This is a genomic window from Paenibacillus sp. Pae15 (assembly GCF_024519685.1).
Taxonomy (GTDB): Bacteria; Bacillota; Bacilli; order Paenibacillales; family NBRC-103111; genus Paenibacillus_G; species Paenibacillus_G naphthalenovorans.
In genome coordinates this window covers 25,410-40,921 of the sequence record NZ_JALJRM010000026.1, presented here as the reverse complement: position 1 = coordinate 40,921, position 15,512 = coordinate 25,410, and the positions used below count along the sequence as shown (strand labels likewise).

Below are 15,512 nucleotides of genomic sequence, written 5' to 3'. Positions count from 1 at the left end.
TGTCACTCAAATCATGACTTATAGGGGCTGAGGCGGATGAAAAAAGGCTTAATCGTGGGATGCCTGGCGGTGCTGGCGGTTGGAATGATTTCCTTATCATCGGCATTTGCAGAGCAGGAAGTCAATGTAGAAGTGAAAAATGGACCGGCGGGAGCGGTTCGTCCGGATTTGGATAATGCCACAGTAGAACTGAGCATACCGGCCATTCGGGACGGTTCAGCGCATATTCGCCTGCGGAGTCCGGAGAAGAAGTTTGTCTCAACCGATTTTCCTTGGGTGGAAGGGACGGAATTAATCGATTCTACGGTGGCCATCCGGGATGGAAAGGCGTCGTTTCAATATATGTTTCCGATTCGCGGGGAGTATCCTTTATCGGTCGAATGGTTCGATGAGAACGGTCATCCTGAAGGCAGTCGTCAATTTGCCGTCACCATTGAGGAAAATCCCAAAGAGGTTCAAAATGCTTTGATCTTCATGGCGATGTTAGCATTCTTCGGATTGCTCGCCGGTTTTGGACTATCGAGAAGAAGGAGGGGTATCCATGCGGCGTAGGCATTGGTTCGGTTTGAGTTCCGTTTTATTGATGATGCTCATGTCTGCAACCGTCCTCACCCATGAATCCCAAGAGACACATGCGAGCGAGCATGATGCCCGGGTCGGTCAACTCTTTTATTTGGAAGGCACCTTTGATCATATCGGCAGTGACCCCGTTGAAGTTCGTTTTCAGGCCGTCAAACTCGAAGATGGGGCGCACATCCTGTCTCTCCAAAATCGCTCGAATGATGGCAGCTATAAATTCGGGATGCAATTTTTCGACGGCACCGAACATGAAATAACCGTTCAGGCGATCCATCCGGCGAATGGTTCCGTGCTGGCTGAAAAGAAAACAACCGTGGGAGTGGAGGCGTTTCATCCTCCGATGTCGGTCAAAATCAAAACCATGATTTTTCTGCTGGCGACGATTGCCATCGGGATGGCAGCGGGTGTAGGCTTATCCGCCATATGGAAAGCCCAACGTTTATCCAAAGGAGGGGATTCCCATGTCACAGAGCTACACGCATGAAAAGAAGCATGCCTTCGAAAAGGTATTTTTGTCCCTTCCGGCACAATTGACCGCCGTTGCCTTCTTGGCCGGGATGGTGCTTTATACCGCACTCTTATCCGGATATGCTCCCGTCCATGATGCGCTCCATGAATTGCGGCATGCGTTAATGTTTATTCCCTGCCATTAAGGTGGTTTTACCCGTGGGCGATTTCGTCAATCATCTGTTTGCTGCTGTCATGGACCGATTTGCTAAAGCACGAAAAGTCGCGCAGCTGGAACATACCATTTCATCATTCATCCGTTATCAGGAAAAACGGGGCCAATTGTACCAAACGCTGCGCCATTTTGCCAATGATCCGCGCTGGGTGCTTCGTTATGTTGTGGGGAGGGAAATCGGCCGTTTTCTGGATGATGAAGCGGAAGAAGTGATCCGGATCTGGATGCGGCTTGCGGCGGATAAACACCTTTATGTAAGAGAGGCAACGGCAAAGGGAATGGTCTCGGCTATGGAGGCAGATTTTGATCGGGTGTGGCGTTTTTGGGAAAGCGCCTTTCACGATGATTCGGCTGAAGTCCGCCAGACGGCCGCCATGACGTTAATCCCTTTGTTGCAAAATCCTGTTTTGCGCAAGCGGCTGCTGCCGTTGGTCAAACCCATGGGCAGGGATGCTTCGCCGAAAGTAAAAGCCTTGTTCGAACGCTATCTCTCTCCTCATTTACTCGAAGAGGAACCGTTCCCTGTACCCGCCATGGATTTCAAGACAACTGCCGATCTCCCCGTTGCCAGCCGTTTGATCGATCAAGTGGTTGGCCAGGATGAAGCCGTAGCCATCATTCGGCTGGCGGCACGGCAAAAACGGTCGGTTTTGCTCATCGGCGAACCCGGAACGGGTAAAAGTATGCTGGGGCAGGCGATGGCTGAGCTTTTGCCGGCCTCCAACTTAGAGGACATCATCGTGGAGGCAAGGGGAAAAGCGAACAACATGCCCAAGGTAAGGGTCTTGTCGGCGGGACATGGAGAAGCGGTAGTCAGGCAGCGGGAACGGGAATTTCGGACGAATGTTTCTTCTCTGCGCTGGATATTAGGCTTTGCCGGGGCCGTTACGTTGATTGTGGGTGCCTTTTATGCTTATACCAGGGAAAATCCCGTCTACATCATGGGCAGCCTGATTCTGACGGTCATGATCGTTTGGTTTGCAAAATCGCTGAAGGCTAAGCCTTCGGAGCAAATTCCCAACTATCTGGTGAATAACTCCGGCAAGGTTAAAGCGCCATTTATCGATGCAACGGGACTGCATGCAGGAGCGCTGCTTGGAGATGTTCGCCATGACCCGTATCAATCCGGCGGCTTGGAATCCAAGCCCCATCACTTGGTTGAGCCTGGAGCCATTCATCTTGCCCATAAAGGTGTGCTGTTCATCGATGAGGTCGCGATGCTCTCGTTAGAATCGCAGCAGGCTTTGCTTACGGCGTTTCAGGAAAAGAAGCTGGCCATTACCGGGCGTTCCCCCGGTTCCAGCGGAACCATGGTTCGCACGGAGCCCGTTCCCAGTGATTTTGTGATGGTGATTGCCGGAAATGTGCCTGATGTCGACAAGATCCATCCCGCATTGCGGTCAAGAATCCGCGGTTATGGGTACGAGGTCTATATGAATGAGACGATGTCGGATACGGAGGAGAACCGGTATAAGCTGGCTTTGTTTGTCGCCCAGGAAATTCGAAGGGATGGCAAAATTCCGCATTTTACACGGGAGGCCGTCGAGGCCGTGATCGAGTGTGCGAGGCGAATAGCGGAATGTCCCGACCGTTTGTCCACCCGATTCCGTGAATTGGGCGGGCGGATCCGTTCGGCCGGGGATTTGGCCGTACAGTCAGGAGCAGCGCTTGTGCTTGCGGAACATGTGAAGAGAGCCGGACATTTTTCCCGCTCTATTGAAGAACAGAGGGTATGGCGTGAACGAAACGGATTAAAGCCTTTGCTTCGTCAGCCATCCCCGGGCAAGATCAAAGTCCTGTCGAATTATAAGGAAACCGCCGGTCAAATCATACAGATCTGGACTGCCGTTGTTCCCGCTGCAGAAGTCGAAATCAGAGTACCTCAAATGGAGTCTGGGGAATGGAATGTGCTGCCTATAGAAGCAGCCTTGAATCGTTATTGCTTATCGGGCCGGTATTATTTTGAAACCGAGGGTGCGGCAGCCGGCGAAAGGACGGAGGACTTTACCCTGGCCATGGCCCTATCGGCGTTGTCGGCTAAACACGGGGTTTTCATACCCGAGGATATAGCGGTATGCGGAAGTTTGAATGTCGCGGGAATGGTCGGAGAATGCGCCTTTTTTGGTCGGAAAATGCTGACCGCCAAGCATGGAGGCATTCGCACGATACTTGCCCCGCTTGCCAACAAGCATATCGAGGTTCCTCCGACGATTCATGTGGTGTGGGTACAGTCGCTTGATGAAGCATGGAATGCCGTTCAGCTTCTTACCCGAACAAAACTTGAACGGGACAGCTTTTCCTTTGAAGAGCTTTTGAAATGAAAAAAAAGTTTTTGCATGCATGAGCTGTTCCTTAAAGCAGGTCCCAATTAAATTTCAAACGATGAGAGGGGTTTTTCAGTATGAGACATGGGGATATTTCCAGCAGTCATGACACAGTAGGGGTAGCGGTTGTGAATTACAAAATGCCGCGTTTGCATACCCGATCTGAGGTATTGGAGAATTGCAAGAAAATCGCAGAAATGATCGTTGGTATGAAGCAGGGCTTGCCCGGTATGGATCTTGTCATTTTTCCGGAATACAGCACGCATGGCATTATGTATGACGAGAAAGAAATGTATGAAACGGCATCGATGATTCCCGGCGAAGAAACGGCAATCTTTGCGGAAGCTTGCAGAAAAGCCAATGTATGGGGAGTGTTCTCATTAACAGGAGAAAGACACGAAGAGCATCCGAATAAAAGACCGTACAATACACTTATTCTTATGAACAACAAGGGAGAGATTGTCCAAAAGTATAGAAAAATTATACCGTGGACTCCGATCGAGGGCTGGTACCCTGGAGATAAGACCTATGTAAGCGAGGGACCTAAAGGGCTTAAGGTCAGTTTAATTGTTTGCGATGATGGAAATTATCCGGAAATTTGGCGTGATTGTGCCGTAAAGGGAGCGGAACTCATCGTAAGATGCCAGGGATATATGTATCCTGCCAAAGAACAACAAATTTTGATCGCCAAGTCCATGGCTTGGGCTAACAACACCTATGTAGCCGTAGCCAATGCTTCCGGATTTGATGGAGTATATTCTTATTTTGGCCATTCATCGATCATTGGCTTTGACGGCCGTACGCTGGGAGAGTGCGGTACCGAAGAAAATGGTATTCAATATGCAGAGATCTCGATGTCCCAGATCCGGGATTTCAGGAAAACGGCTCAATCTCAAAACCATCTCTTTAAACTTCTGCACAGAGGATATACAGGGATCATTCATTCCGGAGAAGGAGACAAAGGGGTTGCGGAATGCCCGTTCGAATTCTATAAAACATGGGTATCCGACCCTGTAAAAGCCCGTGAACAAGTAGAAGCGATCACTAGATCAACCATTGGAACCGAAGAATGTCCAATCGAAGGACTTCCTAACGAAAAAACAAATTTGATTGGACAGAAATAATATCTCCGTCATTCTCTATATATAGTTTGAGGGGCGAGAATGTCGGAAAGGCAAGAGGGGCTTGTATGAGTTGATCGATATAAGGGGCAGACGAACTTTTCATTTCGACCTGCCCCTTTTTGATCATGGTATCGTTCCCTTTCATTGACTTCATTCGTTAAGGAGGAGATTTGAATGGCTGATGTATTGTTTCGTGTAGATTTAAACAAACCGATGGAGGAGCAGGAGACTCCCGGGCATAACCGCTGGCATCCCGATATCCCGGCCACCGTGTCAGTCAATCCGGGAACGGAATTTCGTATGGAGTGCAAAGACTGGACGGATGGTCAAATTCAGAACAACGACGATCCGTCTGATATTCGGGATGTGAATTTGCATCGCGTACACGTGTTAAGCGGACCGGTCTGGGTCAACGGTGCGGAGCCGGGAGATTTGCTTGTTGTGGACATTCTGGATATAGGTACCTTTGCGGAGTCGCAATGGGGATTTAACGGCATTTTTGCCAAGCAAAACGGCGGCGGGTTTCTGACGGATCATTACCCTGATGCGGCAAAATCGATATGGGATTTCCACGGGATTTACGCTACCTCCCGCCATATACCGGGCGTTAAGTTTGCCGGAATTTTACATCCCGGATTAATCGGAACCGCCCCTTCCCATGCCTTGCTGGATAAATGGAACAAACGGGAAAAGGAGCTTGTTGCTAAGAATCCTGACCGAGTGCCCGGATTAGCTAACCTGCCTTCACCGGATAGCGCTGTACTCGGCTCGCTGAAGGGGGAGAAATTCAACCGGATTGCCCGGGAAGCGGCGCGTACGGTTCCGCCTCGGGAGCATGGCGGCAACTGTGACATTAAAAATCTGTCCAAGGGCACGCGAATTTATTTCCCCGTCTTCGTTGACGGTGCCAAGCTTTCACTAGGCGATCTTCATTTTTCACAAGGGGATGGTGAGATCTCCTTCTGCGGCGGCATCGAAATGGCCGGTTGGGTGGATCTCCATGTCGATCTCATCAAAGGAGGGATGGCCAAATACAATATCATCGAAAATCCCGTATTTAAGCCTGGGCCGGTTGATCCTCATTACTCGGAGTTTCTCGTATTTGAGGGCATTTCCGTCCATGAGACAACGGGGGAGCAGCATTACCTTGACGCCCACATCGCGTACCGCCGAGCGTGCTTGAACGCTATCGACTATCTGAAAACGACAATGGGCTTAACTGGCGAACAAGCTTACATGCTGCTCAGTACGGCCCCGGTTGAAGGCCGGATCAGCGGTATCGTCGATGTTCCGAATGCCTGCTGCACCCTTTGGATACCGACCTCCATCTTTGACAGGGATATTCTCCCCAGTTAGTAAGGTTGTAGGAGGAAAGCAAAACCAATCGTGAATGCGCGGGGCACCATCCGATGGGTAGCCCCTTGGCTCCACCGATGAACAGGCTGAAGAGGAGATGACGATATGCCGCAATATGAGTTTGTATGTCAAAACTGTGGACCGTTCGTACAGTGGATGAGCATGAGCAGCGTCAAGGAAAGTATTCCTTGTGTCACCTGCGACAATCCAGCCAATCGGATGTATACGCCGCCCGGTGTTATTCTGACGCCTTATGCGCTGCGCCGCCGTGTGGAACAAAGCGCAGTACCGAAGGTGGTCAGGCGGGAACAGGCCGCTCATCACCATGGACACAGCCACAACCATTCCCCGCATCGCCAAGGAGGCCATCATCACACAGCAAACCGTCCCTGGATGGCGGGACATTAACGTGCTGTAAAGCTGAAAATCAGCGCAGCAGAGAGCGAAAAAGTAAAATCATCGGCTGATAAGTTGAATTTCAGCGTAACAGCCAGCAGCAAAGTAAAATGGCCACTTGTAAGGTTGATTTTCAGCGCAGTGGCCAGTGTGCGGCTCGAACCGAGGGTCGTGATCTGTAAGCGGCTTAGCGGCTGGAACCCATGCCCCTCTCTCCCAATGCAGTTTAGATAAGGGAAGGCAGCCGGGTTTTTCTTAAAAGACGAGCATAAAAAAGCTTAAGCACTTCTTGGATGAGGAGCTTGAGCTTTTTTCATTTGGAGTTTAATCAAAATATGGAATTGCCGTTTAAAAAGTTTACAAATCCGATCGGATAGTGATAGTATAAAATACTACATTACAGGAGGGAATCATTACAGGAGGGAATGACAGATGAGTACGTCAGAAGCAAATATTATAAACCTTAATCCAGCTGGCAAGATAGAAAAACCAGGCGTGAATCGTCGGATCACGATGATTGCCTTGATGCTGTTCGCGCTTGGATTCGTATTTCTTGGCAGTACGGTTTCCTATAAGCAGGCTTCATTATATTTAATTGCAGGCGTGTTGGGATTGGCTTTATATCATGCCCACTATGGTTTTACAAGCTCATTTCGCATTTTTCTTGTCTCGGGTCGCGGACTTGGAATCCGGGCCCAGATGATTTTGTTTTTCATTGCAAATCTTTTGTTCCTGCCGCTGCTGTTGGGGGTGACTGACAATCCGGTTGCGGGATATGTATCTCCTGTTGGCATGTCCGTTTTGATCGGCGCTTTTATCTTTGGCATAGGGATGCAAATGGGGGATGGATGTGCATCAGGCACACTCTACCACATAGGCGGAGGAGACTCCCGCGGTATTTTGACCTTAATCGGCTTTGTGGCCGGATCGGTCATAGGCAGTGCTCATTTCACATGGTGGATGGCTACTCCGAATATCGGTCCTGTGTCTTTCATTGAAACATTCGGCGCCCTTGGAGGCTTTTTACTGAATTTAGCGCTGCTTGCGTTTGTATTTATGGCAACGATCTATATTGAGAGACGCCGGAATGGAAATGTAGAATCGCTTCGCCTGGATTGGAAAAGCGGATGGAAGACGGTCTATAGAGGGCCTTGGCCTTTGATTATCGGGAGCGTTGTGCTTGCGGTCGGAAACGCCGTCGTGCTGTATATTTCCGGCAAGCCCTGGGGTGTGACATCGGCTTTTGCTTTGTGGGGAGCCAAAATATCGCAGGCGCTGGGTATTCAGGTTACGGATTGGGGCTACTGGCAGACCCCGGCCAATGCTGCGGCATTGAACAGTAGTATATTCAAAGATGTGACGTCCGTAATGGATATTGGACTCATGCTGGGCGCTTTGCTTGCCCTGGGTCTAAGCGGCAAACCAAATCGGTTTCTCCGAAACATTCCTCCGCGAATGATTGCAGGTTTATTGATCGGCGGTATTATGATGGGGTATGGGGCGCGGATCGCGTTCGGCTGCAATATTGGAGCCTATTTCGGAGGAATTGCTTCCTTCAGCCTGCATGGCTGGGAGTGGATGATTGGCGCCATGCTCGGCAGTGTCATAGGCGTGAAACTGCGTCCGGTTTGCGCATTTGGCAAAAATGAGTGAGGCTGGAGCGTAATTTGACGGAGCGTTCACCAGGCCTGACCTTATTTTAGCAATATGCCCGAAAAGCGGCGTATTCCTCAAGTGCTGTTTTTATACTTTCCGAAGGGGTTGAAAAAAATACATCAACGAATTTCTGATGAGCCGAAAGATGAAACACCTGGATAAAGGTGGTCTCTTTCGGTTTTTTTGCATTTACCTACAAAAAGTAATATTGTCCATGATTCATAGTAAGGATATCCATGGCTTCTTTTTACAGTTCGAGTTAGCATAAACTATAGAAACGCAATTTCTTTTGAAAAGATATAGAAATATAGAGGGGAATATACTGATCCAGTTCCAAAAACCATCGCTGGATCTGTTGGTTTGGGTTTTGCATTATAGTCCATCAATTTATAAAATCGGAAGTGAAGTATGTTGGAATCATGGAAACGAACGTTAATCATTTTGTGGATAGGAGTGCTTTTTTGCAGTTCCAGCTATACGATGGCGGTGCCGTTCCTGCCTTTGTTTCTGTTTGATTTGGGTGTGGAGCAGGGCAATGTTCATTTGTGGGCCGGTGTGATCTATTCATCATCGTTCCTGGTAGGTGCGGTCATGGCTCCGTTCTGGGGCTCCATGGCGGATAAATACGGAAAACGGCGAATGGTCATACGGGCAGGCTTCTCTCTTGCAATCGTTTATGCGCTGTTCGCGCTCGTAACCAATCCATGGGAGCTTATGGGAGCCCGTTTATTACACGGTTTTGTGGGAGGGTTCGTCCCGGCTTCCATGGCTATCGTAGCTTCAAGCGTTCCGGAGAACAAGATGGGCTTCTCTCTTGGTTTGATGCAGGCGGGAACGATGACGGGAGGGATTATCGGTCCCTTGTTCGGCGGGCTGCTTGCCAACTGGTTTGGAATGCGGATGTCATTTGTCGTTTCCGCCTCCATCATCTTCCTCGCAACGGTAGCGGTGCTCATCTGGATAAAGGAAACAGGCAAAGCGGCTCCCGGTGAAAGTGTCAAACTGGCCGACAGCTTCAGAATGGCTGTGCGCAACCGCACATTTCTTCAATTGTTGTCCGTGCTTGTCGTTTTTCAGTTATGCATCAATATGATCCAGCCTATGCTGGCGCTTCATATTGCCGATCTTCAAGGCAACTTGCAAGGCACCGTACTGACCTCCGGCATTATTTTTTCTCTTATTGGGATTGCAGGTATTATCGCTTCACCGTATTGGGGGAAGGTTGGAGAGAAATACGGCTACCGGACGGTGCTGCATCTGGGCTTGATTATCGGAGGCGGGGTCGTCTGCCTGCAATATTTCGTCCAGCAGTTATGGCTTTTTACGGTTATTCAGTTCCTGTTCGGCTTATTTATCGCTGCGGTGGTGCCTTCGGTCAATACTCTTGCTGTTCGCAGTACGGACCCGGACTTTCGTGGAAGGTCGTTCGGTTTTACCCAGAGCGCGAATCAATTGGGATCGATGATCGGACCGCTGCTTGGAGGCGGCATGGGGATGTTCGTTAATATTCATTGGATTTTTGTCGCGACGGGCATGATTTTGATTGTGTTCGGGACTATGCTGGCCGTTCGCTTTCATATGGTTCCTTCCATGTCGGGTTCCGCGATGACCCTCGATAAATGGAAATGGAAAACCGAGAGGAAGTCGGGGTAATCAGGCGATGCCCAAATGCCCAACCAAACCGCTCGATTGATCCGGCAGCCGATGGAATCATCGGATCAGGCCCGGTCGTGAGCATATAAACCCATTGGTCTAAAATGATAGCTGTCGAGGCCGTCCCTTTTGGGGCGGTCTGTTTGTTTTATGGAGAAATAACGGGTTTTAAGCTGCATTATCCACAGGCTTATCCACAAAATTAACATCTTATCTATAGAGGCTGTGGTTCGTTTTTTTGAAACATACTAACATATCCACAATGGAAGTTATGCACATTTCATGCTGCTTTCCGGCTCTTGTGAATTGTCGCTTGTTCTTTCCTCAAATAAAAGTTATTCTATGTAGAAAGTGAATGCCGCAGTTAACCATTGCCGAATAGTCAGGAGGATTAAACCGCATGGGGGATCCGCGTCATAGGACGAATACGTTTAGACGTTTCTTTCTAAATAATAAATTCGTCTTGTTTTTAATGATCTTGCTTTTGATCGGCTTAAACATTTTGGTACTAAACAAAATCCCTTACGTATTCGCGCCTCTCGTTGTGCTGGTCAAGACCGTGCTGCTTCCGCTTCTCCTCACAGGAATCGCCTTTTATTTACTCAATCCTATTGTCAATTGGATGGAGAGAAAGAGGATCAAACGGGTTTATGCGATCTTCCTTCTGTATCTGGTCATTATTTGTGGGATTACCCTGCTCCTGGTGACGGTTGTACCGCTTATCCGCGAACAAGTACTCGGGCTGATGGATAACATCCCCAGATACAGCAAAGAGTTCGAAACCAGGTTCAGGCAGCTCATAGGCAGTCCGATTTTCAATCAGCTTCAGCAAACGCTGGGTACGAGCTCAACCGACTGGATGAACGGCCTGTCATCCAGAGTTTCCGCAATTGTGAATCGTGCGGGAGCGAGTATCGGAAGCTTTGTGGGGGCTGTAACGGAAACCATTCTGGCTGTCATTATCGTACCGTTTATATTGTTTTATCTGCTGAAGGACGGACGAAAGCTCCCACAATATATTTTGGGCTTCATACCTACAGCGCTTCGCGATGAAACGCACCGGGTGATGATCGAGATGAATAATCAGATCAGTTCTTATATCCGGGGACAGATCATCGTCAGCTGCTGCATCGGCTTCTTATTATACGTGGGCTACCGCATTATCGGTTTGGAATATTCCCTTGTCCTGGCGATCGTAGCGGCCTGTACGAGTATCGTACCTTATTTGGGTCCGGCGATTGCCATCACACCGGCTCTGATCGTGGCCACGGTGACTTCACCGGTCATGCTGCTGAAAATGATCGTGATCTGGACCATTGTTCAGTTAATTGAAGGCAAATTCATCTCGCCGCAAATTATGGGCAAAACGCTGCAGATTCATCCGATTACGATCATTTTTGTTATTTTAACGGCAGGCAACTTATTCGGAGTGCTTGGCGTGATCTTGGCCGTTCCCGGCTATGCCGTATTGAAAGTCATTGTTTCTCACTTGTTCGAATGGATGAAGGAACGATCCGGGTTATATACACCTGTAGATTAATATGGCTATTTGAGAATAAAGGCATCCCTGAGAGGATGTCTTTTTGCCGTTTTGGAGATCCGCATGAACACGGCATTTTCTCGATCGGTTTGGCTCCCTTCAGAATTTTTATGAAACAAGTAAATTCCCGGATTTGTCACAGTTTTAACCGATCTGTAACACTTTCCTTGAAAAGGCCGTGCTATGATCTAGTTATCAAGTGAAATGAATCACAAAGATTTTGAACAGATTGTGAAATTTTTCGCAATCTCTGTTTCTGAAAGGAGATGAGCCACCATGAATTACCGCAAGCTACTATTTTCTCCACTGGCAATCATTTTGGTTGTGCTGCTAAGCGGCTGCGAACCGAATCTGGTTGTTTTTCAACCCCAGGGACCTGTGGCCAGAAGCATTATGGAGCTGATTAACTGGTCATTGATTTGGATGCTGCTTGTCGTTGTCGTCGTGTTCGGGCTGTTCGGTTATATTGTGTGGAAATATCGCGAGAGGCCTGAAAATAAAGATTATGAGCCGCCGGAGGAGCACGGCAGTACGCTGCTTGAGGTCATTTGGACCGCGATTCCGATCCTCATCGTTGTCGCCTTGACGATCCCTACGGTAACAACGCTGTATGATTTGGAGGAAGTCCCCAAGGGCTATGAGGAAAAAAAGCCGATTACGATTCATGTCACCTCGGCGGATTGGAAATGGATCTTCAGCTATCCGGAGCAGGGGATCGAGACCGTCAACTATGTCAATATACCGGAGGATACGCCTATTTTGTTTAAATTAACGTCGGCCAGCACCATGCAGTCTTTCTGGGTTCCGGCTTTAGGCGGACAAAAATATACGATGGGCAAAATGCAGACGCAATTGTATCTTGTCGCGGATCATCCCGGTTCGTATTTAGGCCGGAACACCAACTTCAACGGCCGGGGATATGCGGATATGGAATTTGAGGTGTTGGCTCAAACCCAAGAGGATTTTGACCAATGGGTAAAGGATGTCGCCAATACCGCTCCGAAGCTGACGGAAGAAAAATATGAAGAGCTGTTGAGACCGACTCATTTGGGACGATTGACTTTTTCCAATACGCATCTGGAATGGGTTAACCATGCGGAGCCCGATTCCTTGACGTACACCCATCCTGAGCTGTACAGGTATCACGGTTATCAGGGCAAAGTGTTTGAGGAAGAAGATAATTATCAGAACAAAGGCAAAGGGAACGCAGGGAACATAGATAACACCGGGAACAAAGGTAATCCCGGGAACAAAGAAACCAGTCCTGTAGAGCAGAAAGAACAGAGTAACACCGACGGAGGTGGGCATCATGGGCATTAAATGGGATGAGTTTTTTATAACGGGGGATCCGTTAATTCTAGGTTCTCAGATTGCCATTCTTTTGACCATAATCGGGATTGTCGCAACACTGACTTATCTCAAAAGGTGGAGATGGCTGTGGAAGGAATGGCTGACCACCGTCGACCATAAACGGATCGGAATTATGTATATCATCTCCGCTGTTCTGATGTTTTTCCGCGGAGGCATGGACGGCTTGTTAATGAAGGCGCAAACGTCCAGGCCGGAATTGCAGTTTTTGAACGCTCAGCATTACAACGAAATTTTTACGACGCACGGCGTGATTATGATTCTATTCATGGCGATGCCGTTCCTGATCGGATTGATGAACGTCATTATTCCTCTGCAAATCGGAGCGAGGGATGTGGCTTTCCCGCAATTGAACGCCTGGAGCTTCTGGCTGTTCTTCAGCGGTGCGATGCTGTTTAACATCTCGTTTGTAATCGGCGGATCTCCCGATGCGGGATGGACTTCCTACTTCCCCCTTGCGGGTAAAGAATTCAGTCCCGGCATAGGCAACAACTATTATGCCATTGCTCTGCAGATCGCAGGGATCGGCACGCTGATGACAGGGATCAATTTTATCGTCACCATTCTCAAAATGAGAACCAAAGGCATGACTTTAATGAAAATGCCGATGTTCACCTGGACGACATTAATCACATCCGTGATCATTGTGGCTGCCTTTCCGATCTTTACGGTGGCGCTTGCCCTGATGACGTTCGACCGGTTGTACGGCACCCATTTCTTTACCTTATCCGGCGGCGGTCTGGATATGCTGTGGGCGAACCTGTTCTGGCTTTGGGCTCACCCGGAAGTATATATTGTCATACTCCCGGCGTTCGGAATCTTCTCCGAAGTCATTGCGACCTTCTCCCGCAAAACGCTTTATGGCTATAAATCGATGGTATTTTCCATTCTGGGGATTGCCATTCTCAGTATGGTCGTGTGGGTGCACCACTTTTACACCATGGGCGCGGGAGCGTTGGTCAACTCGTTTTTCTCGATTACGACGATGCTGATTGCCGTTCCGACAGGCGTCAAAATGTTTAACTGGTTGTTTACGATGCGCAAAGGCCGCATCAAAATGACGACCGCGATGCTGTGGGCGCTGGCTTTTGTGCCCTGCTTTGTGATCGGCGGGGTCACAGGCGTGATGCTGGGCATGGGTGCGGCCGACTATCAGTATCATAATACGCTTTTTCTGGTCGCGCATTTCCATTACGTTCTGATTCCAGGTGTAGTATTTGCCGTATTTGCCGGCCTATACTACTGGTGGCCCAAAATGTTCGGTCACATGCTGAATGAAAAAATCGGCAAATGGCACTTCTGGCTGTTTGTCATCGGCTTCAATATTACGTTCTTTCCGATGTTCTTCCTTGGTTTGGACGGTGCGGTAAGACGGGCTTACACTTACTCGGCGGAATCGGGCTTCGCTCCGCTGTTCCTGGTGTCGGCGATCGGCTCCGTGATCCTGGCGATAGGTTTTGCCGTCTTCTGTTATAACATTTACTGGAGTATTCGCTATGCGGACCGCAACGTATCCAGTGACCCATGGGATGCGAGAACGCTGGAGTGGGCTACCGCTTCGCCGGTTCAGCATTATAATTTCACCAAGCTTCCGGAAGTAACGACACAGGATGCCTTCTGGCATATGAAAAAGAACAACGTAGGCCTGACACTTAAAAAAGAGGATATTGAAGAGATTCATATGCCCAGCAATACGGGACTTCCGTTTATCATGTGCGTGGTGTTCGGCATTACCGGATTCTTTCTGGTATTCGAATGGCACATGGCGGCGGCAGTTGCGGCTGTAGGCATTATTGTCGGAATGATCGTCCGCTCTTTCGACTACGACGACGGTTATCACGTGCATAAGGAAGAAATTGAAATGACGGAGCAGGCTTGGAGAAACAGGGAAGGAGAGGTGAACCGGTATGTCGGCTAATGTCAACACAACGCAGCCTTTGGAATATCAAACCGCACAAAACCGGATGAATGTTCTCGGATTCTGGATTTTCCTCGGGGCTGAGATCGTCTTGTTCTCGACGCTTTTCGGTGTGTACGGCGTGCTTTACGAACGGTATGCAGGGGGTCCGACCCATCAGGACATTATTATGATCAAAGAAGTCATGATTCAAACCCTATTGCTGTTGACCAGCAGCTTTACCTGCGGTTTAGCTATCTTCGAAATGCGCCGAAATCATCTCAAAGGCTTGATCGGTTGGCTGGCAGTTACTTTCCTGCTGGGGATCGGGTTTCTCTATATGGAAGTGAACGAATTCATCCACTACGTTCATTTGGGCGCCACCATGCAAACGAGCGCCTTCCTGTCCAGCTTTTTCGTTCTGCTCGGAACCCACGGTGCGCACGTGACCTTGGGGATCGGCTGGGGGATCATGATCATTATTCAGCTTCTGCAAAGAGGCTTGACTCCGGTAACGGCTCGAAAAACATTTATTATCGGCTTGTACTGGCATTTTCTGGATGTCGTCTGGATCTTTATCTTTACATTCGTGTATTTAAAAGGGATGGTGGCTTAAATGGATAACAAAGCGAAAGGCTTTCCCTTGGGGCATGTCTTTGGATTTATATTATCCTTGGTGCTCACCTTTGCCGCAGCCGGCGTGGCCTTAAAAACATCCTTGCCGTTTCATACCATTATGTGGATTATCGGCACTTTGGCGGTAATCCAAGCCGGACTTCAATTATTCATGTTCATGCATGTCAATGAGGGTGAGGATCGAAAATCGCAGCTCATTAATATTTTTTATGGTATTTTCATGGCCATTATCATTGTACTCGGGACCATATGGGTCATGTCGTTTGGAGACCATATCCATTAACAAGAAAAGAGGGCGCCC

At 48.8% G+C, this 15,512-nt stretch carries 14 protein-coding genes; all 14 read left to right on the top strand.

Going from position 1 to position 15,512, the window contains the following annotated elements; all coding sequences use genetic code 11:
- Window positions 1-36 precede the first annotated feature (36 nt).
- The 14 genes from NR121_RS19200 (at window position 37) to qoxD (ending at window position 15,494) form a co-directional block, all read left to right on the top strand.
- On the top strand, window positions 37-552 hold the full coding sequence (locus tag NR121_RS19200; RefSeq protein WP_054817646.1) for a hypothetical protein: 516 nt from the start codon (window positions 37-39) through the stop codon (window positions 550-552).
- A complete protein-coding gene (locus NR121_RS19195; RefSeq protein ID WP_256831789.1) occupies window positions 542-1,063 on the top strand; it encodes a hypothetical protein in 522 nt (173 codons plus the stop codon). The genes NR121_RS19200 and NR121_RS19195 overlap by 11 nt, the downstream gene beginning before the upstream one ends.
- Complete coding sequence (locus tag NR121_RS19190; RefSeq protein WP_062406482.1) at window positions 1,041-1,232, top strand: CbtB domain-containing protein; 192 nt, start codon at window positions 1,041-1,043, stop codon at window positions 1,230-1,232. Before NR121_RS19195 ends, NR121_RS19190 begins: the two co-directional genes overlap by 23 nt.
- Before the next feature lie 13 nt (window positions 1,233-1,245).
- Complete coding sequence (gene lonB / locus NR121_RS19185; protein ID WP_062406485.1) at window positions 1,246-3,582, top strand: ATP-dependent protease LonB; 2,337 nt, start codon at window positions 1,246-1,248, stop codon at window positions 3,580-3,582.
- Between the two features lie 80 nt (window positions 3,583-3,662).
- Window positions 3,663-4,709, top strand: a complete 1,047-nt coding sequence (locus NR121_RS19180; RefSeq protein ID WP_062406487.1) for an aliphatic amidase — start codon at window positions 3,663-3,665, stop codon at window positions 4,707-4,709.
- A 174-nt stretch (window positions 4,710-4,883) separates the two neighbouring features.
- Window positions 4,884-6,065 (top strand): formamidase, encoded by a 1,182-nt coding sequence (fmdA, locus tag NR121_RS19175; protein ID WP_062406489.1) that lies wholly within the window; start codon window positions 4,884-4,886, stop codon window positions 6,063-6,065.
- A gap of 105 nt (window positions 6,066-6,170) precedes the next feature.
- The gene (locus NR121_RS19170) at window positions 6,171-6,473 is read left to right on the top strand and encodes an FmdB family zinc ribbon protein (RefSeq protein WP_054819263.1); all 303 of its coding nucleotides are present in this window, start codon (window positions 6,171-6,173) and stop codon (window positions 6,471-6,473) included.
- Between the two features lie 420 nt (window positions 6,474-6,893).
- Complete coding sequence (locus NR121_RS19165; RefSeq protein ID WP_054819264.1) at window positions 6,894-8,114, top strand: YeeE/YedE family protein; 1,221 nt, start codon at window positions 6,894-6,896, stop codon at window positions 8,112-8,114.
- A gap of 411 nt (window positions 8,115-8,525) precedes the next feature.
- A complete protein-coding gene (locus NR121_RS19160; protein WP_137670673.1) occupies window positions 8,526-9,770 on the top strand; it encodes an MFS transporter in 1,245 nt (414 codons plus the stop codon).
- A 400-nt stretch (window positions 9,771-10,170) separates the two neighbouring features.
- On the top strand, window positions 10,171-11,310 hold the full coding sequence (locus tag NR121_RS19155) for an AI-2E family transporter (RefSeq protein ID WP_054819265.1): 1,140 nt from the start codon (window positions 10,171-10,173) through the stop codon (window positions 11,308-11,310).
- A gap of 276 nt (window positions 11,311-11,586) precedes the next feature.
- Entirely contained in the window at window positions 11,587-12,630 is a 1,044-nt protein-coding gene (gene qoxA / locus NR121_RS19150; protein WP_062406501.1) for a cytochrome aa3 quinol oxidase subunit II, read from the top strand.
- Window positions 12,620-14,596, top strand: a complete 1,977-nt coding sequence (gene qoxB, locus NR121_RS19145; RefSeq protein WP_062406504.1) for a cytochrome aa3 quinol oxidase subunit I — start codon at window positions 12,620-12,622, stop codon at window positions 14,594-14,596. The genes qoxA and qoxB overlap by 11 nt, the downstream gene beginning before the upstream one ends.
- Window positions 14,586-15,191, top strand: a complete 606-nt coding sequence (gene qoxC, locus NR121_RS19140) for a cytochrome aa3 quinol oxidase subunit III (protein WP_054819266.1) — start codon at window positions 14,586-14,588, stop codon at window positions 15,189-15,191. The genes qoxB and qoxC overlap by 11 nt, the downstream gene beginning before the upstream one ends.
- Window positions 15,192-15,494 carry a cytochrome aa3 quinol oxidase subunit IV gene (qoxD, locus tag NR121_RS19135; protein ID WP_054819267.1) on the top strand — a complete coding sequence of 101 codons (303 nt, stop codon included), beginning with the start codon at window positions 15,192-15,194 and terminating at the stop codon, window positions 15,492-15,494.
- The last annotated feature ends 18 nt before the right edge of the window (window positions 15,495-15,512 follow it).

Excerpts from the sequence above, each read along its gene's own strand:
- NR121_RS19200 (WP_054817646.1), top strand. The coding sequence starts at position 37 with ATGAAAAAAGGCTTAATCGTGGGATGCCTGGCGGTGCTGGCGGTTGGA.
- NR121_RS19195 (WP_256831789.1), top strand. The coding sequence starts at position 542 with ATGCGGCGTAGGCATTGGTTCGGTTTGAGTTCCGTTTTATTGATGATG.
- NR121_RS19190 (WP_062406482.1), top strand. The coding sequence starts at position 1,041 with ATGTCACAGAGCTACACGCATGAAAAGAAGCATGCCTTCGAAAAGGTA.
- NR121_RS19180 (WP_062406487.1), top strand. The coding sequence starts at position 3,663 with ATGAGACATGGGGATATTTCCAGCAGTCATGACACAGTAGGGGTAGCG.
- fmdA (WP_062406489.1), top strand. The coding sequence starts at position 4,884 with ATGGCTGATGTATTGTTTCGTGTAGATTTAAACAAACCGATGGAGGAG.
- NR121_RS19170 (WP_054819263.1), top strand. The coding sequence starts at position 6,171 with ATGCCGCAATATGAGTTTGTATGTCAAAACTGTGGACCGTTCGTACAG.
- NR121_RS19165 (WP_054819264.1), top strand. The coding sequence starts at position 6,894 with ATGAGTACGTCAGAAGCAAATATTATAAACCTTAATCCAGCTGGCAAG.
- NR121_RS19160 (WP_137670673.1), top strand. The coding sequence starts at position 8,526 with ATGTTGGAATCATGGAAACGAACGTTAATCATTTTGTGGATAGGAGTG.
- NR121_RS19155 (WP_054819265.1), top strand. The coding sequence starts at position 10,171 with ATGGGGGATCCGCGTCATAGGACGAATACGTTTAGACGTTTCTTTCTA.
- qoxA (WP_062406501.1), top strand. The coding sequence starts at position 11,587 with ATGAATTACCGCAAGCTACTATTTTCTCCACTGGCAATCATTTTGGTT.
- qoxB (WP_062406504.1), top strand. The coding sequence starts at position 12,620 with ATGGGCATTAAATGGGATGAGTTTTTTATAACGGGGGATCCGTTAATT.
- qoxC (WP_054819266.1), top strand. The coding sequence starts at position 14,586 with ATGTCGGCTAATGTCAACACAACGCAGCCTTTGGAATATCAAACCGCA.
- qoxD (WP_054819267.1), top strand. The coding sequence starts at position 15,192 with ATGGATAACAAAGCGAAAGGCTTTCCCTTGGGGCATGTCTTTGGATTT.